Source organism: Streptomyces sp. NPDC033270, assembly GCF_055576575.1.
Genome location: NZ_JBVIRA010000025.1, coordinates 127,472 through 147,589 on the forward strand (window position 1 = coordinate 127,472; position 20,118 = coordinate 147,589).

Annotated in this window: 18 protein-coding genes; 9 read left to right on the forward strand and 9 right to left on the reverse strand. The window is 73.0% G+C overall.

Annotated features, from left to right (window positions below):
* The first annotated feature begins 134 nt into the window (after window positions 1-134).
* From ACZ5XZ_RS30005 to ACZ5XZ_RS30020, 4 genes are all read left to right on the forward strand, one after another.
* A complete protein-coding gene (locus ACZ5XZ_RS30005; protein ID WP_468983558.1) occupies window positions 135-1,487 on the forward strand; it encodes a DUF445 domain-containing protein in 1,353 nt (450 codons plus the stop codon).
* Between the two features lie 60 nt (window positions 1,488-1,547).
* Entirely contained in the window at window positions 1,548-2,327 is a 780-nt protein-coding gene (locus ACZ5XZ_RS30010; protein ID WP_468983510.1) for a class E sortase, read from the forward strand.
* Window positions 2,328-2,395: 68 nt separating this feature from the next.
* Window positions 2,396-2,641 (forward strand): DUF3311 domain-containing protein, encoded by a 246-nt coding sequence (locus ACZ5XZ_RS30015; protein WP_468983512.1) that lies wholly within the window; start codon window positions 2,396-2,398, stop codon window positions 2,639-2,641.
* Window positions 2,638-4,191 carry a sodium:solute symporter family protein gene (locus ACZ5XZ_RS30020; protein ID WP_468983513.1) on the forward strand — a complete coding sequence of 518 codons (1,554 nt, stop codon included), beginning with the start codon at window positions 2,638-2,640 and terminating at the stop codon, window positions 4,189-4,191. The genes ACZ5XZ_RS30015 and ACZ5XZ_RS30020 overlap by 4 nt, the downstream gene beginning before the upstream one ends.
* On the opposite strand, the gene ACZ5XZ_RS30025 is transcribed toward ACZ5XZ_RS30020, so the two are convergent.
* From ACZ5XZ_RS30025 to ACZ5XZ_RS30035, 3 genes are all read right to left on the reverse strand, one after another.
* Window positions 4,172-5,137, reverse strand: a complete 966-nt coding sequence (locus tag ACZ5XZ_RS30025; protein WP_468983515.1) for an SCO0930 family lipoprotein — start codon at window positions 5,135-5,137, stop codon at window positions 4,172-4,174. The genes ACZ5XZ_RS30020 and ACZ5XZ_RS30025 overlap by 20 nt on opposite strands.
* A gap of 162 nt (window positions 5,138-5,299) precedes the next feature.
* Window positions 5,300-6,838 carry an NADH-ubiquinone oxidoreductase-F iron-sulfur binding region domain-containing protein gene (locus tag ACZ5XZ_RS30030; protein WP_468983516.1) on the reverse strand — a complete coding sequence of 513 codons (1,539 nt, stop codon included), beginning with the start codon at window positions 6,836-6,838 and terminating at the stop codon, window positions 5,300-5,302.
* Window positions 6,835-7,599, reverse strand: a complete 765-nt coding sequence (locus ACZ5XZ_RS30035; RefSeq protein WP_468983518.1) for a hypothetical protein — start codon at window positions 7,597-7,599, stop codon at window positions 6,835-6,837. Before ACZ5XZ_RS30035 ends, ACZ5XZ_RS30030 begins: the two co-directional genes overlap by 4 nt.
* Window positions 7,600-8,202: 603 nt before the next feature.
* Here ACZ5XZ_RS30035 and ACZ5XZ_RS30040 point away from each other — a divergent pair.
* Window positions 8,203-9,003, forward strand: a complete 801-nt coding sequence (locus tag ACZ5XZ_RS30040) for a PucR family transcriptional regulator (protein WP_468983520.1) — start codon at window positions 8,203-8,205, stop codon at window positions 9,001-9,003.
* 217 nt (window positions 9,004-9,220) lie between these two features.
* Window positions 9,221-10,576: an FG-GAP-like repeat-containing protein gene (locus tag ACZ5XZ_RS30045; RefSeq protein WP_468983523.1), complete on the forward strand. Its 1,356-nt coding sequence runs from the start codon at window positions 9,221-9,223 to the stop codon at window positions 10,574-10,576.
* Between the two features lie 11 nt (window positions 10,577-10,587).
* Here ACZ5XZ_RS30045 and ACZ5XZ_RS30050 read toward each other — a convergent pair whose 3' ends face one another.
* From ACZ5XZ_RS30050 to ACZ5XZ_RS30075, 6 genes are all read right to left on the reverse strand, one after another.
* A complete protein-coding gene (locus ACZ5XZ_RS30050) occupies window positions 10,588-11,361 on the reverse strand; it encodes a class I SAM-dependent methyltransferase (protein ID WP_468983525.1) in 774 nt (257 codons plus the stop codon).
* Window positions 11,362-11,382: 21 nt separating this feature from the next.
* On the reverse strand, window positions 11,383-11,931 hold the full coding sequence (locus tag ACZ5XZ_RS30055; protein ID WP_468983527.1) for a CchlQ: 549 nt from the start codon (window positions 11,929-11,931) through the stop codon (window positions 11,383-11,385).
* A gap of 77 nt (window positions 11,932-12,008) precedes the next feature.
* Window positions 12,009-12,779 (reverse strand): hypothetical protein, encoded by a 771-nt coding sequence (locus tag ACZ5XZ_RS30060; RefSeq protein WP_468983529.1) that lies wholly within the window; start codon window positions 12,777-12,779, stop codon window positions 12,009-12,011.
* 161 nt (window positions 12,780-12,940) lie between these two features.
* Window positions 12,941-14,398 (reverse strand): DUF1996 domain-containing protein, encoded by a 1,458-nt coding sequence (locus ACZ5XZ_RS30065; protein WP_468983560.1) that lies wholly within the window; start codon window positions 14,396-14,398, stop codon window positions 12,941-12,943.
* A gap of 142 nt (window positions 14,399-14,540) precedes the next feature.
* A complete protein-coding gene (locus tag ACZ5XZ_RS30070; protein ID WP_468983532.1) occupies window positions 14,541-15,188 on the reverse strand; it encodes a DUF4142 domain-containing protein in 648 nt (215 codons plus the stop codon).
* Between the two features lie 170 nt (window positions 15,189-15,358).
* The gene (locus ACZ5XZ_RS30075; protein ID WP_468983534.1) at window positions 15,359-17,275 is read right to left on the reverse strand and encodes an AMP-dependent synthetase/ligase; all 1,917 of its coding nucleotides are present in this window, start codon (window positions 17,273-17,275) and stop codon (window positions 15,359-15,361) included.
* Window positions 17,276-17,439: 164 nt separating this feature from the next.
* Here ACZ5XZ_RS30075 and ACZ5XZ_RS30080 point away from each other — a divergent pair, with 164 nt between their 5' ends.
* The 3 genes from ACZ5XZ_RS30080 to ACZ5XZ_RS30090 all read left to right on the forward strand — a co-directional run bounded on the left by ACZ5XZ_RS30080 (window position 17,440) and on the right by ACZ5XZ_RS30090 (window position 19,709).
* A complete protein-coding gene (locus tag ACZ5XZ_RS30080) occupies window positions 17,440-17,745 on the forward strand; it encodes a DUF6412 domain-containing protein (RefSeq protein ID WP_468983536.1) in 306 nt (101 codons plus the stop codon).
* A 154-nt stretch (window positions 17,746-17,899) separates the two neighbouring features.
* Complete coding sequence (locus ACZ5XZ_RS30085; protein ID WP_468983538.1) at window positions 17,900-18,712, forward strand: YidC/Oxa1 family membrane protein insertase; 813 nt, start codon at window positions 17,900-17,902, stop codon at window positions 18,710-18,712.
* Between the two features lie 139 nt (window positions 18,713-18,851).
* Window positions 18,852-19,709: a fumarylacetoacetate hydrolase family protein gene (locus ACZ5XZ_RS30090; RefSeq protein ID WP_468983541.1), complete on the forward strand. Its 858-nt coding sequence runs from the start codon at window positions 18,852-18,854 to the stop codon at window positions 19,707-19,709.
* Window positions 19,710-20,118 lie beyond the last annotated feature (409 nt).

Consider the following 20,118-nt stretch of genomic DNA (forward strand, 5'->3'; position numbering starts at 1 on the left):
GCATGGACGCGGGGAACTCGTGGTTCGTTCCAGGAGTAGGTCACAGTGGGACATACGGCCGGATCGGCGGCCGGACGCGCGGCGCGCGAGGGGCCGTACGGAGGGCGGGGGGCACGGTGGGAGCGGTGGAACGGATGGAGCGGATGGAAGCGGGCAATGCGCCGAACGGGTCACCGGGCCCCGCGTCGGGTGCCGCCCCGGGCGGCCGGGTGGTGCCGGGGGGCGGTTTCGCCTTCGGGGCGGCCGACGAGGAGCGGCGGCGCGCCGTCCGCCGGATGAAGACGCTGGCCACCGGCCTGCTGCTGGCCGTCGCCCTGGTCTACGCCCTGGCGAAGGTGGCCCAGGGCGCCGGGGCGGGCGGCTGGACGGGGTTCGTCGCGGCGGCCGCGGAGGCCGGGATGGTCGGTGCGCTGGCCGACTGGTTCGCGGTCACCGCGCTGTTCAAGCGGCCGATGGGGCTGCCGATCCCGCACACCGCCATCATTCCGACGAAGAAGGACCAACTGGGTCGGAGCCTGGGTGATTTCGTCGGCGAGAACTTCCTGTCCGGCGAGGTCGTACGGCTCCGGCTGCGCTCCGTCGGCATCGGCCGGCGGCTCGGCGGCTGGCTCGCCGAGCCGAAGAACGCCGACCGGGTCACCGCCGAGGTGTCCACCGCGCTGCGCGGCGCGCTGACCGTACTGCGCGACTCCGATGTGCAGGCGGTGGTCGGCGAGGCCATCACCCGGCGGGCCGACGCCCAGGAGATCGCCCCCGGCATCGGCACGATGCTGGAGAAGGTCGTCGCCGAGGGCGGCCACAGGCGGGTGGTGGACCTGGTCGTCGCCCGCGCCCACGACTGGCTGGTCGAGCACGGCGACTCCGTCATGTCGGCGGTCTCCGGCGGCGCTCCCGGATGGACCCCGCGGTTCGTCGACCGCAAGGTGGGCGACCGGGTCTACAAGGAGCTGCTGCGCTTCGTCACCGAGATGCGCGACATGCCCGAGCATCCGGCCCGCGGCGCGATCGACCGCTTCCTGCGGGACTTCGCGGGCGATCTGCAGTCCGACCCGGACACCCGCGCCCGGGTCGAGCGGCTGAAGTCGGAGGTGCTGGGCCGCGGCGAGGTGCAGGACCTGATCGCCTCGGCCTGGGGCTCGGTCCGCGCGATGATCGTGGCCGCCGCCGAGGACGAGCGCAGCGAACTGCGGCTGCGGGTGCGGGCGGCGCTGTTGTCCCTGGGGCGGCGGCTGGCCGACGAGGAGCGGCTGCAGGGCAAGGTGGACCACTGGCTGGAGGGCGCGGCCGTCTATGTGGTGACGACGTATCAGGGCGAGATCACCGCCCTGATCACCGACACCGTCGCCGGCTGGGACGCCGAGCACACCTCGAAGAAGATCGAGGCGCACATCGGCCGCGACCTGCAGTTCATCCGGATCAACGGCACGGTCGTCGGCGCGCTGGCCGGCCTTGCCATCTACACCGTCTCCCAGGCGCTCGGCGGCTGATCCCCCGGCGGGGGCGCGCCGCCTCTGGCGGCCTGCGGCCCGAGGGCCTACCGTGCCCGCGTGCGGGAGCGGATACCGGTGGTCGTACAGGGGCGGCGAACCCGTCGCCCCCGCGCCGTGCGGGCGCTGTGGACGGGCGCGGAGCTGGCCGTGACGCTCGGCGTCGTCCTGCTGCTGCTCGTCGTGCACCAGCTGTGGTGGACCAACCGCCAGGCCCGGCACTCGGCGCGGGACCAGGTGGCGCGGCTGGAACGGCAGTGGCTGACCGGGCCGCCGTCCTCGGCCGCGACCCCGGGGCCCGACGGCGACGGGGCGCGGGCACCGCGGGCCGGCGAGCGCACCCCGCCGCCCGGTGCGCTCCAGCGCCGCACCGCCGGCCGGCCCCCGCCGGACCTCGCCTACGCCGTCCTGCGCATCCCGCGGATCGGCGTCATCGCGCCCGTCGCCGAGGGCACCGGCAAGGCCGCGGTCCTCAACAGGGGCTATGTCGGCCACTATCCGCACAGCGCCCAGCCGGGGGAGGCCGGGAACGTCGCGCTGGCCGGGCACCGCAACACGCACGGTGAGCCGTTCCGCCACCTCGACCGGCTGCGGCCGGGCGACACCGTCGTCCTCGACACCGCCGAGGCCCGCTACACCTACGCCGTAGCGCGCATCCTGCCGCGGACCACCCCCGGCGACGGCACGGTCCTGGCCGCCGTGCCCCGCAGCGGCACGCACCCGGCCTACCGCTTCACCGCGCCCGGCGCCTATCTGACCCTGACGACCTGTACGCCCGCCTACAGCTCCGCCTACCGGCTGGTGGTCTGGGGCGTGTTGCGCTCGACCCGGCCGCGGTGAGCGCCGACGTGGGTCCTCTAGGGCCTGTCCGATGGGTCAGGGTCGGACAGGCCCTAGGCTCTGCTCACGTGCGAAACGAGTCCTCCGGTGGTCGAACCCCGGGCTCCCGAAAGCGCCCGGCGCTGCTGTGGCTGCTGCTGCCCTATGTGCTGTTCCTGGCGGTGCTGCCGCTGGTCAACCGGGTGACACCGACCGTCCTGGGCCTGCCGTTCCTGGTCTGGTGGATGCTGCTGGCCACGCTCGCCACCCCGCTGTCGGTGTGGCTGGCGCGGCGCGGCGACCTCAGGCGGAACCTGGACGGGGAGGGCTCGTGAACGCCGCGGTCGCCACCGCCGTGTTCGGCGGCTTCATGGTGCTCACCGTCGTCCTGGGGCTGCTCGCGGTGCGGGGCAGGGGAGCCGGCGGCGGCCTGGCGGAGTGGTCGGTGGGCGGCCGCAGCCTGGGCACCGTCTTCATCTGGGTGCTGATGGCCGGCGAGAGCTACACGAGCTTCAGCTACCTCGGCGCGGCCGGCTGGGGCTACAACTTCGGTGCCCCCGTGCTCTTCGTGCTGGCCTACATGTCCTGCGGCTATGCGATCGGCTATGTCGTCGGGCCGATGCTGTGGGCCTACGCCCGCCGGCACGGCCTGGTCGGCCTCACCGACATCGTCGCGCACCGCTACGGCCGGCCCTGGCTCGGCGCCGCCGTCGCCCTGCTCGCCACCGTCTGTCTGCTGCCCTACATCCAGCTCCAGATCACCGGCATGGGCGTGGTCGTCTCGACGATCTCCTACGGCGCCATCAGCCTCAACTGGGCCTACTTCCTCGGCTTCGCGGTCACCACCGGCTTCGTCGTGGTCAGCGGGCTGCGCGGCAGCGCCTGGGTCTCGGTGCTCAAGGACGTCCTGGTCATCGCCACCCTCGGCTTCCTCGTCGGGTACGTACCGCTGCACTACTTCGACGGCTACGGGCCCTTCCTCGACAGGATCGTCGCCGAGAAGCCCCAGTGGCTGACCTTCCCCGGCCACGCCTCGGGCGGACTGGGACAGCTGTGGTTCGCCACCACCACCGTCGTCAACTCCCTGACGGTGGTGATCTTCCCGACGACCGTGGCGGGCTACCTGGGCGCCCGCAACGCCGAGGCGCTGCGCCGCAACGCCCTGTACCTCCCCTTCTACAACGTGCTGCTGTTCGTGCCGATGCTGCTGGGCATGGCGGCGCTGTTCGTGGTGCCGGGTCTGACCGGCGCGGACTCCGATCTGGCGCTGTTCAAGCTGGTGGTGGACTCCCTCCCGGCCTGGGCCGTGGGCCTGATCGGGGTGGCCGCCGCCCTCTCCTCCATCGTGCCGATGGCCGTGTTCATGCTGGTCATCGGCACGATGTGGGGGAGGAGTGTCCTGGGGGCGATCCCCCGGCTCAACAGAGGGGCGTGCGGGGACGGGCCGGCGGGTGGGCGGCAGAAGCTGTGGTCCCAGCTGGTGGTGGTGGCGGCCGGCACGGTGGCGCTGCTGCTGACCTACACCGCCCCCCACACCCTCGTCCGGCTGTCGCTGATCTCGTACGAGGGCATGGCGCAGCTCGTGCCGATGGTGCTGCTGGGGCTGGTGTGGCGGCGACTGACGCTGTACGCCGCGATGAGCGGCCTGGTGGCGGGCTTCGCTCTGGTCTGTGTCCTGGTCTTCGGGGGACACGACCCGGTGTGGGGGATGAACGCCGGGATCGTCGGGCTCGCCGTGAACACGGCGGTGGCGCTGGCGGTCACCTGGCTGGGGCCGCGCGAGCGCGACGAGCGGCCGGACGCCGAGGTGCTGGCGCTGGACGACGAGTTCCCCCGAGGCGGTGTCCCGGTGCGGGACGCTCCGGTCAGTTCGCCGGCGTCGTGATCTTCTTGCCGTCCTTGGAGACCGCGAACCACAGGCCCATCTTGCCCTGGCCGGTGATGTCACCGGGCTGCTTGTCGCCGGTGAACCAGTAGACCGGCCAGCAGTCCACGGCCAGCTGCTTGATGCCGTCGGGGCGGGTGACGGTGGAGATCAGCTTGGGGGCGATACCGGTGAGCTTGGAGCGGTCGGCGGGCTTGGCGGGCTTCCAGGTGTCCAGGCAGGCGTCGTTGCAGGCGAACTTCATCGGCCAGGCGCTGTCCTTGTTGAAGCGGTAGAGGGTCCGGCTCTTGCCGTCGACGAGGATCTCGCCCAGCTCGGGCTGGTTGAGGACCGAGACGTCGGCGGGCGGCTGGGTGCCGGCCTTCTTGCCGTCGGCGGCCAGCGCGTTCCAGGTGCCGCCGACGCCGTGGCCCTTGGTGTCGCCGGCCTTGGTGTCCTTGGCGTAGCGGTAGGCGGGCCAGCCGCCGATGGTCAGCTGCTTGACGCCGTCGGCGCGGGTGACCGAGCCCAGGGCGCTCTTGGCGATGCCGGCGGGGGCCGTGGCGCCGTCGGCGGGGACCGGCGGCCAGGTGGTGGCGCAGGAGCCCGAGCAGTTGGACTTGGCGGGATCGGGGGTGTCCTTGTCGAAGCGGTAGAGGGTCATGCCCTTGGCGTCGGTGACGACCGGGCCGAGCTTGGCGTCCTGGTGCAGCGCCAGCGCCCCGGCGCTCGGCCCGGCCTTCGTCTCCTTGCCGCTGCCGCCGCCGGCCTGGCCGCCGTACCCGTCGTCGCCCTGGCCGGAGCCGGAGGAGCCGTAGCCGTAGTCGCTGGTGCCCTGGCCGGCCGGCTGGACGGTGTCGGTGGTGGGTGTGCCGGAGCTCTGGTTGGCGCTGTTGCCGCAGGCGGCGGTGAGCGCCAGGGTGGCGGCCGCGGCGGCCGCGAGTCCCGCACGACGTCGAGTGATCATGGTGTCTCCTCTGCGGTGGCTGATGATGTCGATTACTGGGCGGGTCGCCGTCGCCTGTTCGTCGGCGGGTGCCGTCGCCCGGGGAATACGCGCTGCGGGGTGCCCGGTGTTCAACCGGCGCCGGGTTTTTTGCCGGTCGGCCGAAAAACCGTGCGGGAGCGGTCAGTTGCCGCCCTGGACGCGCAGCGCCAGCGCCGGGCAGCGGCGCACCGCGAGCTGCGCGCGGCGCCGCATCCGGGCCGGCAGCGGCATGCTGGCCCGCTCCGGGTAGCCGTCCGGGCCGAGCTTGACGACACCGGGCACCACATCGGCGCACAGGCCGTGGCCGCGGCACAGCGTCCAGTCGACCAGCAGCCGCTCCTGCGGCGGGGCGGTCGAGGGCGCCGGCGCGGGCGTGGTGGACGGTGGCGGCTGGTGCCCGGTGACCGGCAGGGCCCCGGTCACCGGGCGGCCGCACCCGAACCCCTGCGCATGTCGCTCGAACTCCTCGGGGAAGGCGGCGAGGGCCGAGGCGACGAAGCGCGCGGTGCCGTCCGGGTGGCTGCAGGCGCCGCGTTTCTCCACGGCCCGCATCCGGGCCCGCACGGCGTCCAGGGCGGCATCGCCGCCGCCCCGTACGGCGCGGGCGAGTTCGTCGGCGAGCGCGGGCAGGCCCAGCACGCAGGGGCCGCACTGGCCGGCCGACTCGGCGGCCATCCACTGCGCGACCCGTACGGTCTCGCCCGCCGGGCAGGTGTCGTAGGGGATCGGCAGCACCGCACCGGCGCCGAGCACCGCGCCGTAGGCGGTCAGCGCCTCCCGGGAGAGGGTCGCGGTCCGGGCGTCCTGCGGGGAGATGAACGTGCCGTGGTAGCCGCCGAGCAGGACGCCCAGCCCCGGGTCGGACCCGCACAGCGCGAGGACCCGGTGGAGCTGCACCCCGTAGGGGACCTCCACGACCATGCTGCCGCCGACCGTCAGCAGCAGCGTGCCGGGCTCCGTGGGCAGCCCCGCGTTGCGGTAGCCGAGCGCGCCGAGCCGGGCGGCCACGGCGAGTTGGGCGTAGGTCTCGGTGTTCGACAGCAGGGTCGGCACACCGTTCAGACCGCGTTCGCTGGAGCGGACCTTGCGGCCCGAGGGCAGTCCGGGGCCGCCGCCCAGCCCGTTGGTCATCGCGGTGCCCTCGCCCGTGACGAACCGTTCGGTGAGCAGGGTGACCCTTAAGGCGGGCCGGACCGGGCCGCGTTCGCCGATCGCCCGCCGCACCGATCGCTCGACGTCCTTGCGGGTCACCCCGATGGCGACCTCCTGCGCGCCCAGCGCCTCGGCGGCCAGCAGGGCGCCGTCGATCACCAGATGGGGCGCGTGCAGCAGCAGCGCGGTGTCCTTGAGGCAACTGGGCTCGCCCTCGCTGCCGTTGACGACCACGGCGCCCTTGCCGTCGGCGCGCCGCATCCCGTCCATCACGGCGGTCAGCTTGCGGGCGAAGGGGAAGCCCGCGCCGCCGCGGCCGCGCAGCTCGGTGTCCTCCGCCAGCGCCACCAGCTCCTGGGAGGAGAGCTGGGGAAGGCTGCCGTGCCGGGCCAGATGCGCCACCCGGTCCATGCGCGGCGTCTCGTCGAGCCCGGCCAGCAGCCGCGGCGGGCCGAAGGACGCCAGCGTCGGCACGGGGTCGGGTCCGGTCAGCGCCGGCAGTAGTTGGGTGGGGGCGGGGGCGGTCATGAAAGTTCTCCTGAGTTCCTGCGGGAATCACGCAGCCGCAGCGCCAGCCGTACGGCGACCGCGGCCAGGCATACGGCGTATCCGGCGACGGCCCAGCCGGCCGCCGCGCGGCCCGATTTCAGGCCGTGCACCAGGGCCAGGCCCCAGGCGAGATACGCGCTCATGTGCAGCGCCCGCCACCAGCGGGACGCGGTGATGCCGGTGAACGCGCCGCGCACCGCGCCGGTCACCGCGACGGCGACGAACACATACGCGGCGAGTGTGCCCAGCCCGATGAGCACCGGCCGCGCCCCGTCGGTGAACGGCACCGCGACGGAGGCCGTGCCGACGTGTCCCTCGGCGACCTTGACCCAGATGTGCAGGCCCAGGAAGCCGAGTCCGGCCACGCCCGTGCCGCGGTGCACGGCCTGGGCGAGCAGCCGGTGGCCGGAGTGCAGCACCATCCGGTCGGTGGCGGCCAGTCCCCACAGCACGGTGACGGACAGCGAGACCAGGGCGAGCACCCCGGCGCCGAAGTCCAGGAACTGCATCAGGGTGTCCATCGCGCCGGAGTGCAGGGTGACGGCGATGAAGAGCAGCAGCGCGGCCGGAAGGGCGGGGCGCAGCACGGTGGTTGAGGCGAAGCCGCCGGACGAACGGCCCGGCGGCCCGGGTTCCTTCGGCGGGCGCCGGGGGCGGGGCACGGTCGGCGAGGGCCGGGCCCGGTGTGCCGCGCGGCGGCCCTGGCGGCTCTGGCGGCTCTGCAAACGCGGTGCGGACATCGGACCTCCCGGTGTCGGAGCACGGGTGCGGGATGCGAATTTCGTTGAAATTTCCCTGCGGTGGTATTTGCCCGACGGCTTTTGTACGGGTGACCCCCGGTAACACTAAACATTCCGTAACCGGGTGGATACGCAGGGCGTTATCTTGCCGTGATCCGGCTGTGATCCGGATGCGGAAAAGCATCTCCGAGCCCGTTCAGGCTTTCGTAAGGTTTATCGCGCTGTGACAAATTCCTGCACCGGCGTCGCGGGCGCACGGCGTCACTCCGGATGATGCCGAGTCAGGCGCACGGGGGCGCCCACCCGCTGAACTGAACAAGCCGCATCCCCGCCAGGATCGAGGTAGCGATGTGTGATCTGCTGGACCGCATCTGGTCGCGTCCCCGAGGCGAGTGGACCCGGGTAGTCAGAAATGAACTCCCGGATCTCGCCGAGAAGGTGGTCGCGGAGTTGCAACGCGGATTTCCCGCATTGGCCGCACTTCTCGGTGATACCCCCATAGAAGAGGCCGAATGGGCCCTGGAACAGGCCCTGCTGACAGTACTGGGTTACCAGAAAGAGTCGGAAAGTAAACGTCCGGCGGTATCGTCCGTCGTCACCCCGATGCCCGTCGCGCGGGCCCGCCAGGACCTCTTCGACGTCCTCGCCGGTCAACGCGAGGTGCCGGACGACGGATTGCACGAACTCGCCCGGGCGGCCGGCTGGCCCGTCCCCGACACCCTCCAGGCCGTCGTCCTGGCCACCCCCGCCGAGGCGCCCCAACTCGCCGCCGCGCTCGGGCACGCCCTGATCGGCACCGTCGAGGGCTACACCTGCCTCTTCGTCCCGGACCCGGCCACCCAGACCAGGCCCCGACTGGAGGCGGCCCTCAAGGGCCGCGCCGCGGCCGTCGGCCACGTCGTCCCGGCCACCGACACCGCCTCCTCCCTCCGCTGGGCCCGGTATCTGCTCACCCTGGCCCCCGGCCGGGTCGGCCCGGAGACCCGCCCCGCCTTCGTGGACGACCACCTCTCGGCACTGCTGCTCCTGCAGGACGAGTCCCTGGCCGACGCCCTCACCTCCCGCTGGCTCGGCCCCCTGGAGGAGTTGACCCCACGTCAGAGCGAACGCCTCGAAGTGACCCTGCTGGCCTGGCTGGAGGGCGGTGGTGCGCCCGAAGCCGCCAAACTCCTGCACGTCCACCCGCAGACGGTCCGCTACCGCCTGCGCCAGATCGAGAAGCTCTTCGGCCCGGTCCTGCGCGACCCCCGTACCCGCTTCGAACTCGAAATGGCCCTCCGCAGTCGCCGGCTCATGGCCCATGTCCGCTCCTACCGGGCCCGCGCCGGCCGCCGGGCCCGCGCCGTCGCCTCCTCCATCCGACCACTGGGCGTGGCCCGGGAGGCCCGGGTCAACGGCCTATGACCCGGCGGGGCCCGTCGCCCCGCACACGCTGACGTGACGCCGGCCACCCCTCGGCGCCCGCCACACCGGCCCCGCGCCCCGCGCACCCGCGACCGGGACCGGTCGGGCAGCAACCTTTCCCCCTCGCCCGGTGTCTGATGTTCGTCAACCGACCCGTGCCCCCGGGACATCCCCCGGCGCACGGGCGGTCGCACGGAAACATCGGGAGAGACATCTCATGCGCATACGCCCCGCAGCCTGCGCGGCGCTTCTGGTGGCGGCCTTCGTCCCCGTCCTTTCGGCACCGCCCGCGAGCGCGGCCGCCGCCAGGTACGCGGACGACTTCAACGGCGACGGCTACCGCGACTACGCCACCTACTCGCCCGGCCACAGCCCGGGCAGCGGCGTTGTGGTCACCTTCGGCACCGCCACCGGACCCGGCACCCGGACCCAGGTGATCGACCAGTCCAGCCCCGGTGTCCCCGGCGCCGACGAGGACGGCGACCTGTTCGGCGGCGTCATGGCCCCCGCCGACTTCAACGCCGACGGATACGCCGACCTGGCGGTCACGGCGTACGGCGAGGACGTCGACGGGCGCAGCGAACAGGGCTCCGTCACCATCCTGTGGGGCGGTGCGGGCGGCCTGTCCGGCGGCACCGCGGTCCCCAACATGGGCGCCAAGCGGTCCGACGGCCACTTCGGCCGGGACCTGGCCGTCGGTGACTTCGACGGGGACGGCAAGAAGGACCTCGCCGCGATCAGCGCGGGCAGGACCTACGTCTACCGGGGCCCGCTCACTCCCGCCGGCGCGACCGGTCCGGTCACCACCCTCAACAGGTCCTCCGCCGGCCTCGACGCCCGGTCCCTGGTCGCCGGGAACATCAACGGCGACGGCCGGACCGACCTGGTCGTCGTCGGGCTCGCCGACACTCCCGAGTTCGGTACCGACGCCTGGTTCGTCAAGGGCGGCGCCACGCTGACCCCGGGCAAGACCCTGCGCCTGGTCAACGGCTACGGAGACGGCGCCGAAGGGGCGGGAGTGATCGCCGACTTCGACAAGGACGGCTACGGGGACCTCGCGGTCGGCAGCATGATGTACGGCAACTACCAGGGCCGGGTCTCGCTCTGGTACGGCTCGGCCACCGGCCCCGCCGCAAGCGCCCGCATCACCCAGGCCACCGCCGGCGTCGCCGGCACCCCCGAGGCGGGGGACAGCTTCGGCTCCTCCCTCTCGGCCGCCGACGTCGACGGCGACGGCTACCAGGACCTGGCGGTCGGCGTGTACGGGGAGAAGATCAGCGCGAAGACGACCGAGGGCGGCGTCCACGTCCTGCGCGGCGGCCCGAACGGCGTCACCGGCGCCGGCTCCCAGTGGTTCGCCCGCAACACCCCCGGCGTACCGGGCTCGGTGGCGTGGAACGACTGCTTCGGCGCCACGGTCCGGCTGCGCGACACCGACCGCGACGGCCATGCCGACCTGTACGTCACCGGCCTCGTCGACGGCTCGCTCCGCCTGCCCGGCACGGCGTCCGGCGTCACCACGACCGGCGTCTCCCCGGCGGACACGGACGTCATCGAGGGCATGCTCCAGTAGCAGCGCCCGCTTCAGCCGACTCCCGGGCGGGCACCGCCGCCCGCCCGGGGGTGCGGTGGGTCGCGGCGGAACAGGGCGGTCCACAGGAAGGGCTCGCCGAAGTGCGGGGAGTCGGCCGGCTCGTCGCGCATCCGGCGCAGCTCCCGCTCCGTCAGGTCGCTGAAGATCCGGCGCAGGTCCGCCGGGGTGTAGGCGAGGCCGCCCTGGAGGCCGGAGGTGCGGTAGAAGTCGCCGTCGGGGAGTTCGGAGCCCATCGCGCCGGCCGCGAAGCAGGCCAGGGCGAGATGGCCGCCCGGGGCGAGGACCCGGTCGAGCAGGGCGAGGTAGCTGATCCGCCGGTGCGGCGGGAGGTGGTGGAAGCAGCCGGAGTCGTAGACCAGGTCGTAGGGGCCACCGAGCACGGTGCCGGCCAGGGCGAACGCGTCGCCGCAGTGGAAGGCGACCTCGGCTCCCGCCTCCCGGGCGCGGTCCTTGGCCCAGGCGATGGCCCCCGGGGAGAGGTCGACGGCGTCCACCTCGAAGCCGAGTGCGGCGAGGTGGAGCGCGTTGCGGCCGGGGCCGCAGCCCAGGTCGAGGGCCCGGCCCGGGGTGAGCAGACCGCGTTCGAGGTAGGAGACGAGGTTCTCGTCCGGCTTCGCGACGAAGAACGGCACCGGCTTGGAGCGGTCGGCGTAGAAACCGTCCCACCAGGCGGCGCCGTCCGCCGTCCAGCGGTCGGCCTCCGGCGCGAACAGGCCGTCCAGAAGCCTCAGTACGTCGTCCACGGTGCGGATGTGGCGGTCCATCCCGTTCCTTTCGCCGTCCTCCTACGTTCCCGGAGCGGTGGCCTGCCGGCAGACCGAGCAGCGGTCGGTGCCGTCCCAGTCGTCCCAGCCGAACTCCGCGGGGGAGAGGGGCTGTCCCTCGAGTTCTCGTCGTACGGCCACCCGGTAGGCCCAGACCGCGCCGATATAGGGGTGGTAGGCGTCGTGGAAGGCCGGTGAGTCGTGCGCGGCTCCTTCGGCGACGACCCGGCGCAGGGCGCGGAGCCGTTCGAACATCGCCTGGCCGGCGCCGGCGACGGCGGTGCTGGCGTCGATGTAGAGGCTCTCGCGCACCTCATGGATCTTGGAGTCGTCCATCGCCGCACGGGCGGCCGCGTCCGGATCGGGCTCGGCGTCCGGGTCCTGTGCGATCTGCCGCAGCCGTGCGTGGCAGACGCCGGCGGCGCGGATGAAATCGAGGTACAGCGCGCGTCGGCGCGCCCCCGCGCCGCGGTCGTCCTCGCGGCGGTGCCGCAGATAGTCGGCGAGTACGGTCCCGGATATGGCGATCGAGCCACCGCTGACCGTCGCCACCAGCGTCCCCCAGTCCACCTCTGGAATCTACGCGCGGGCGGCCGCGAAGAACAGAAAGATCAGGCCGATGTGGCGAGCGCCGCACCGCGGAGGAATCAGAAGCCGGGCCAGTGCGGGTCGTCCCAGCGGTCGGGTTCGGTGAGGCCGAGCAGTCGTATCCGGTGCAGCAGGTCGTCGGGGGCGCCCTGGGACCGCAGACGGGCGGGGGCGTGGCGCAGGAGCCAGGCCGCGAGCTCGGTGCGGATGGCTTCCTTGTCGTGCCAGGTGTCCCAGGGCAGCTCGTCGCGCAGCAGCTCGGACTCCCACTGGTCCACGACCTGGGCCAGATGCCGGTCGGCCGTGGGGTGGGTGTGGGTCTCCCAGGTGCCAAGCCAGGGGGTGAGGGTGCCGGATGCCTCGGCGGTCAGCGCGAGGACCTGGTACGCGGGCACGGCGGGGTCGGGATCGGTGAGGGTGTGCTCCCACCAGGCATCGAGGAACTCCCGTACGGCCGCGGCCTGGTCGGCGGGCCACTGCTGCCAGCCGGCGCGGTGGAAGGTGAGCCCGGCCTCCTCCATGCCGAAGAGGGGCTTGATGCGGCCGGCGGCCAGGGCGGTGGCGAACTGGGGCAGGATGCGGCGCAGCACCGAGGCCTTGTAGGTCCAGTCGATGGCCTGCCAGGTGCGCTGCAGCAGGTCCCAGGACAGCTCCGCGTCCGGCACCTTCAGCAGGGCGAGGTCTTCCGCGCTGCCCCAGTGGCACTCGCAGTTGCTCTCGTCGGGGTGGGCGGTCATGCCGCGGAAGACGGCGGTGAGGCGGTCCAGCGCGGCGGACAGTCGCAGTCGTGCGTCACCGGCGGTGCGGTCGGGGCGGTCGGGGTGCGTCATGGCGTACGCCTTCGGGGACTCCGGGTGCGTGGGCCGCCCGAAGATTGCCACCTTACCGGGTCGCCTGGGGCGCCGGCGGGGGCGGGCTCATGCCGGTGAGCGTGGAACGTCGGCAGGGGCCGGCCCGCCGTGCGGCGGACCGGCCCCTCCTCCAGGGTGCGTCAGCGGCACTCGCGCCCGCTGTTGATGCAGTTGACCGCCTTGTTCATCAGGCCGTCCGGCATCACGTTGATGAAGTCGCCGTGGTCGGTGACCGGTTTGTGGAGCTGTTCGGGGAAGCTGTCGACGGCGAAGCTGTTGCCCTGCGGGACGTCGTAGGTGATGCGCTGGACGAGCTGCGGGACGGGCGTGAAGCCGTTCGGGCAGTTGCCGTTCTGGTCCGAGAAGGCCATGTGGTCGCGGTGGTTGGCGCTGTCGATGTCGCGGCCGTTCCAGCAGTTCTGGAAGGCGAAGGTGCGCACGACCTGGGAGCCTTGGGGGCAGAGCGGGTATTTGTCCTTGAGCTGGCGGTCCTCGAATCCGGTGCAGCTCCAGGAGGCGTTGGCGTTCTTCGTGCCGTTGGTGAACGCCTTGGCGTCACCGGTGATGATCTTCAAGAAGCGCGGCATCGCCCGGACCTGTCCGCTCTGGCTGCCGCGGAAGGTGAGGTTGACCGAGGCCGGGGTCAGCACCGAGCCGTTGTTGCCGTCGTGGCCGGCGCCCGGCTTCTGCTCCGAGGTGCCGTCCAGCTTGCGCAGCACCGGCCAGTAGTGGGTGGACTGGTCGCCGTTTTGGCAGGTGGTGTCGGAGTCGGCGAGCTTTCGGTCGTTGGCGAAGGCGTCGGTGGCCTTGTTGCCGACGTAGTCGTGGGTGTGGTGGGCGCCGTTGCTGACGCCCGGGGTGACGATGACGTTGTCGGAGTTGAAGTGGCCGTCCTCGTTGCGGCCGCACTCGGTGGTGAAGGTGCCGGTCGAGGCGTTGTTCCCCTGGGGAGCGGCGAAGGGCGGGTCGCCCGCGTTGGGCTGGACGGAGGTGATGTCGACGAAGTCGTCGGGGGAGGGGCCGCCGGGCTGCCCCGGCTGCTGCTGCCCGCCGTTCTGCCCCTGGACCTGTCCCGGCTGCTGGCCCTGGTTGGGGTCCTGCGGCTGGCTCTGGTCGGGGCCCTGGGGCTGGCTCTGGTTCGGGTACTGCTGCTGGCTCTGGTTCCAGCCGTCGTTGGTGGACTTGGCGGCGGCCTGGCCGTCCTCGCCGGTGGGCTGGGTCGTACAGCCGCTCATCTTCAGCAGATAGTCCGGCCGCGTGGCGTCCTTGGCGATCGCCGTCACCATCGTGCCGATCGTCTGGGACCGCTGCTTCTTGAGCCGGGCGAGGATCTCGTCGCCCGCGCCCTCGGTCATCTTGTGGTACGCGTCGGATACCTGGCGGTCGAGCGAGGCCAGCCCCCTGGAGACCTGGAGCTGGGCGCTGCGCGGCACCTTCCGCAGCTTCTGGCCCACGTCGGGGCAGGAGACGGTGGTGGCGGTCACCGTGTGCGGATGGCCGGCCGCCGCGTCGGGCGCGTTGTTGCCGGCCAGCGCCGTGGTGGCGACCACGGCCAGGCCACCGCCGCCCAGCAGGAGCGCGGCCGCGGCGACCAGCATTCTGTTCGTCAAACGCGAGCGTTTATGGGACTGGGCCTGCTGCCGTTGCCTCATGAGATCACTTCGCTTCGTCCGGGGAGATGAGGGGGGTGAGGGGATGAGAGGGGAGGGAGGAGCGCCGCCGCCCGGGGCCGTAGGGGGCTCAGCTGCTGTGCAGCGTGTGGAAGTCGACCCGTCCGGTCTTCTCCAGGACCGTGATGTGGTCCAGCACCACGGTGTTGGCCCGGTTCGCCAGGGCGCGCACCATGGAGTTCTGGGTCTGGTCGCGGACCATCGCCACCAGGCCGAAGACCTTGCCGTGCGCCCTGCGCAGCAGCTCCGCGAAGACCGGCGGGAAGTCGTCGCCCTGGGCGGCGCTCATCTGCGCGAGCCAGCCCTGCTGCTGGGGCGTGGGCTGGTTGGCCAGCTGGATGCCCAGCGCCCGCCCGGCCTCGATCGACCGCCGGTCCAACTCGGTGTGCCCGGCGACGAGATGGTCGCCGGCGGTGCGCACCGCGGCGGTCGTGCCGCGCTCCTGCGCCTGCCGGCCCGCGGGCAGCTCCCACAGCCCGGCCAGTCTGACCTTGCGCACGAAGTCGCGGTCCATCGCGGTCAGCGGACCGTAGCGGGTGTTCACCGTCCCGCCGCCGTCATCGTCGTACGCGACGGTGTTGGTCGCCGCGGACGCGCTCTCACCGAAGAGCTGTACGGGCAGCAGCACTGCCGCGAGCGTGGCCACGAGCGCGGCGACGACCAGTCCGGTGGCGATGGTCCGCCCGGATGCTGCGGAGTTGCTGAGGATCGACCGCACACGGCCTCCCGGTTCGTCCCTACTGGAATGCCACCGGACGCTAGGGGCCGGACCGGGCTTTGCGGCCGGGGTTCTCACCCCTGGACAAATAACGGCCGGGCCCGCCGCGACACTGCTACGGTGCCGCGTGCGGGCCCGGCCCCGTCCGCGTGGGTGGCCGCCCCCTGCGCTCAGCGCGCGTACAGGCCTGCCGCCGTCCACCGGCGGCGCTCGCTGCGGGTGTCGGGCGCCTCGCGCTCCCCGCGCGCGTACAGGGCGTCGATCTCCGCCGCGTAGGCGCGCACGATCGCCGCCCTGCGCAGCTTCATCGACGGCGTCATCAGCCCGGACTCCTGGCTGAACTCGCCCGGCAGCACCCGGAACGCCCGGATCGACTCGGCCCTGGACACCGAGGCGTTGGCCCGGGCCACCGCCCGCCGCACCTCCGCCTCCAGCTGCTCCTGCGGCGACGGCCCCGAGCCGCTGTCGGGCCCGTCGGTGTCGCCCCGCAGCCGCCGCCAGTGCGCGAGCGCCTCCGGATCCAGGGTGATCAGCGCGGTCACATAGGGCCGGTTGTCGCCGACCACCACCGACTGCGAGATCAGCGGATGGGCGCACAGCCGCTGCTCCAGGCCCTGCGGGGCGACGCTCTTGCCGTTGCTGGTGATGATGATGTCCTTCTTGCGCCCGGTGATGACCAGGTAGCCCTCCTCGTCCAGATGCCCGAGGTCGCCGGTCGGCAGCCAGCCGTCGTACAGCCCGCTGCCCGGCGTGCTGCCACCGTCGTTCCCGGCATCGAGGTATCCGGCGAACACCACCGCGCCGCGCACCCACACCTCGCCGTCCAGCGCCAGATGCACCGCGCTGCCCGGCAGCGGCAGGCCCACCGTCCCGAACCGCACCTTCCCGGGCGGCTGTACGGTGATCGCGCCGCTGGTCTCCGTCAGGCCGTAGCCGTCGTAGACGGTGATCCCGATGCCGGCGAAGAGCAGCCCCAGCTCCTTCAGCAGCGGCGAGCCGCCGGAGACGGCCGTGGCCACCCGGCCGCCCAGCAGCTCCCGGATGCGGGAGTACACCAGCCGGTCGTAGAGCGCGTGCCGGGCCCGCAGGAGGAGGTCGGGGCCGCGCCCGGTGCCCCGCGCCTCGGCCGCGAGCGCCTCGGCGTAGCGCACCGCCACCGTCATCGCCGCGTCGAACGTCCGCCGCCGGCCTGCCTGTTCCGCGGCCCGCCCGGCGTGCGCGCAGATCTTCTCGAAGACGTACGGGACCGCGAACAGGAACGTCGGCCGGAACGACGCCAGGGCCGGCAGCAGTTCGTCCGAGGACGGGTCGGGCTGGTGGGCGAGCTGCACCCCGCCGCGCAGACACGCCACCTGCACCATCAGCCCGTAGACACCCGCGAAGGGCAGAAAGGCCAGCAGCGAGGGGCGTTCGCCGGGCGGGGCCAGCAGCCCGCCCCAGCCCGCGTAGAGGGTGTCGCACTGGGCGGCGAGGTTGGCGTGCGTGATCACACAGCCGCGCGGCTGCCCGCTGGTGCCCGAGGTGTGCACGATCGCGGCGGTGCTGCGCGGGGTGACCGCGTGCCGCAGCCGGTGCACATCCGCCTCGGGCAGCCGGGTGCCCTCCTCCGTCAGCCGCGCCACGCAGTCCAGGTCCAGCTGCCACAGCCGGCGCAACCGGGAGCGGTCGTCGCAGGCCTCCGCCACGGTCATGGCGTGGGCCTCGTGCTCGACGACGATCGCGGTCACCGCCGCCCCGTTGAGAATGCAGCGCAGCTGCTCGGCCGACGCGGTCGGATAGACCGGGACCAGCTCGGCGCCGATCGCCCACAGCGCATAGCTGAACAGCGTCCACTCGTAGCGGGTACGGGACATCAGCGCGACCCGGGCGCCGGGCCGGACGCCCTCCGCCAGCAGCCCCCTGGCCAGCGCCATGACCTCGTCGCGGAACGTCTTCGCCGACACCTCCTGCCAGCCGCCCGGCGCGCGGTCGTCGCGGCGGGCGAGCTGGACGAAGTCCGGCTGGTGGGCGGCGGTGTCGAAGACGGAGTCGGCCAGACCGCCGGTCCGCAGTGGAGCCGCCAGGGCCGGAACGCTGATGTCGCGCACAGCACCTCCTAGGTGTTCCCCCTTGATTCCCCCCTGGTCCACTGCCGTCCCCACGGCAGGGAGGGCAAGTTACCGGCCGGTCCGCCCGCTGCCCAGATCTCCGGTTACTCTTGAGCGGAAGACGACAAGTCTTGTCGGCCGGCCGGACGCGGGGAGGGGGCCGGATGTATCGCATCGTCAACGCCGGGCGCCTGTACACCTGCGCGCTCCTGGTCTTCCTGGCCGGGCTCCTGCTCGCGCAGAGCGGGCTGGCGACGGCCCTGACCGCCGCCGCGACCACCGCCGCGGTGCTGCTGCTGTGCAGTGCCTTCCTGATCGCGGCGGGTGCGCCGCCCCTCCCGCCGGGCCGGGTCCGTACGGCGATCCGCGACCGCGAGCGACGTACGGCGTTCCTGCCGCAGCGCGATCCCGACGCGGCCGGGCGCCCGCGGCCCAGGGCACCGGGCCGCGCCCTCCCGACGGCCGCGTAGACGCACGTCCGGACCGCGCTCCGCTTTGCCCGCGGCGCGCTCCTCTTCCTTACTTCCCTCTTCCTTACTTCCTTCCGGACCGCTTTCCGCGTCCGCGCGGCTCGTCACGCCGAATCCACATCCCGGCACGACGAGACCCGTGGAGGGCTCACCCATGTCCGTTTTCGGCTTCCTCGGCGATGCGCTGGCGCGCGGCGCCCAAGCGATCGAACCGCTCCTCGGCACCGCGGCCACGGCCGTGGCCATCGTCCTGTTCACCCTTGCCGTACGCGCCGCGCTGCATCCGCTCGCCCGCGCCGCGGTCCGCGGCGAGAAGGCGCGGGCCGCGCTCGCCCCGCAGCTCGCCGCGTTGCAGCGCAAGCACAAGGGCGACCCGGAGCGGTTGCAGAAGGCGACGGCCGACCTGTACGCCAAGACCGGCTCCTCGCCCTTGGCCGGCTGCCTGCCGACCCTGCTCCAACTGCCCGTCTTCTTCGTGATGTACCACCTCTTCTCCGCCGGGGGTGGTGGGCTGCTGGACCACACGCTGCTGGGCGCGCCGCTCGGCGGCCACTGGAGCCAGGCGCTCGCCGACGGCGGCCCCTTCGGGCCGCACGGCCTGGTCTACCTCGCGCTGTTCGCACTGATCGCGGCGGTCGCCACCTGGAACTACCGGCGGGCGCGGGCCGCGGCGGCCGCGGCCCCGGCGCCGGCCGCGGGCTCGGCCGCGGTCCCGGGGATGGCCGCCATGGGCAAGGTGCTGCCGCTGCTGTCGTTCGGCACGCTGATCACGGTGGCCGTGCTGCCGCTGGCCGCCGGGCTGTACATGGTGACGACGACGACCTGGACGGCGTGCGAGCGGGCACTGCTCCAGCGGGACAAGCGGGACAAGCGGGACAAGCGGAGTGAGCGGGGCGAGCGGGGTGAGGTGGCGGCCCCCGGGGCGCGGCCGGCCAAGGGGCGCGGCGTCGTCACTACCCCTCGGTAACGGTCCAGTCCGTGAACGGGGTCTTGCGGACTGGACCCCGTTCTTGGAGGATCAGCCAAATTGCCCGATGGCCGTCCCCCATCGGCCGGCCCGGAAGACCCCTTCCGGGGCCGACCCTTCGACCACGGGAGTTGAACCGATGAAGCTGCTGCGTGTCGGACCGGTGGGGGCGGAACGCCCGGCGCTGCTCGACGAGGCGGGAGTCCTGCGGGACCTGTCGGGCCTGGTGCCGGACATCGACGGAGCGCTGCTCGCGGACGACGGGGCGCTGGCGCGGCTGCGCGGCGCCGCCGCGTCCGGCGGGCTGCCCCGGCTCGACGCCGCCGGGCTGCGCACCGGTCCGCCGGTGGCCCGGATCGGCAAGATCGTCTGTATCGGGCTGAACTACCACGACCACGCCCGGGAGACGGGGGCGGCGCCCCCCGAGGAGCCGATCCTCTTCATGAAGGCCCCGGACACCGTCGTCGGCCCCGATGACACGGTGCTGGTGCCGCGCGACAGCGTGAAGACCGACTGGGAGGTGGAGCTGGCGGTCGTCATCGGCCGGACCGCCCGCTACCTGGAGAGCGACGAGCAGGCGCTGGCGGCGGTGGCCGGCTATGCGGTGGCACACGACGTCTCCGAGCGCGCCTTCCAGATCGAGCGCGGCGGCCAGTGGGACAAGGGCAAGAACTGCGAGACGTTCAACCCGCTGGGCCCCTGGCTGGTGACCGCCGACGAGGTGCCCGACCCGCAGGCGCTCGGGGTGCGGCTGTGGGTCAACGGCGAGCTGAAGCAGGACGGCACGACCGCCGACCAGATCTTCCCGGTGGCCGAAGTGGTCCGCTATGTGAGCCGGTTCATGACCCTGTACCCGGGTGATGTCATCAACACCGGCACCCCGGCCGGCGTGGCCATGGGGCAGCCGGAGCCCAAGCCGTATCTGCGGGCCGGCGACGTCGTCGAGCTGGAGATCGACGGCCTGGGCCGCCAGCGGCAGACGCTGCGCGCTGCTTGATTCCGGCGTTGTCGGCTGTCCGGCCGTGAGGGTTGTCGTGGTTCGCCTGCCCTTCCGCTGCGCTTTGTTGCGGCCCACGTTGTCGGCCTACCCGCCGTGGGGGTTTCGCTGGGTTCGCCTGCGGCGGGCGAGGTCCGCTGCGCGGGGCTGTTCGGCTGCCGGTGACGGTCCTCCGGGGTAGGGGTGTGGGACTGCTGCGCTTTACGTCCCACACCCCTACCCTTCCGGCCCGCCCCCTCCCGTTGGGGGAGGGGAGATAGGCCGGTGGGGGCGCGCCCGCGTGGTTCCTAACCGTGTCGGCGGGCATACGGCCAGCTGGCGCGCGCTCCGCTTGGCAGGTGGCGGGGGGGGGGGGGGGTGGGGCCGACACCAACCCCCCCCCCACCACCCCCATGCACCCCCCCCAGCG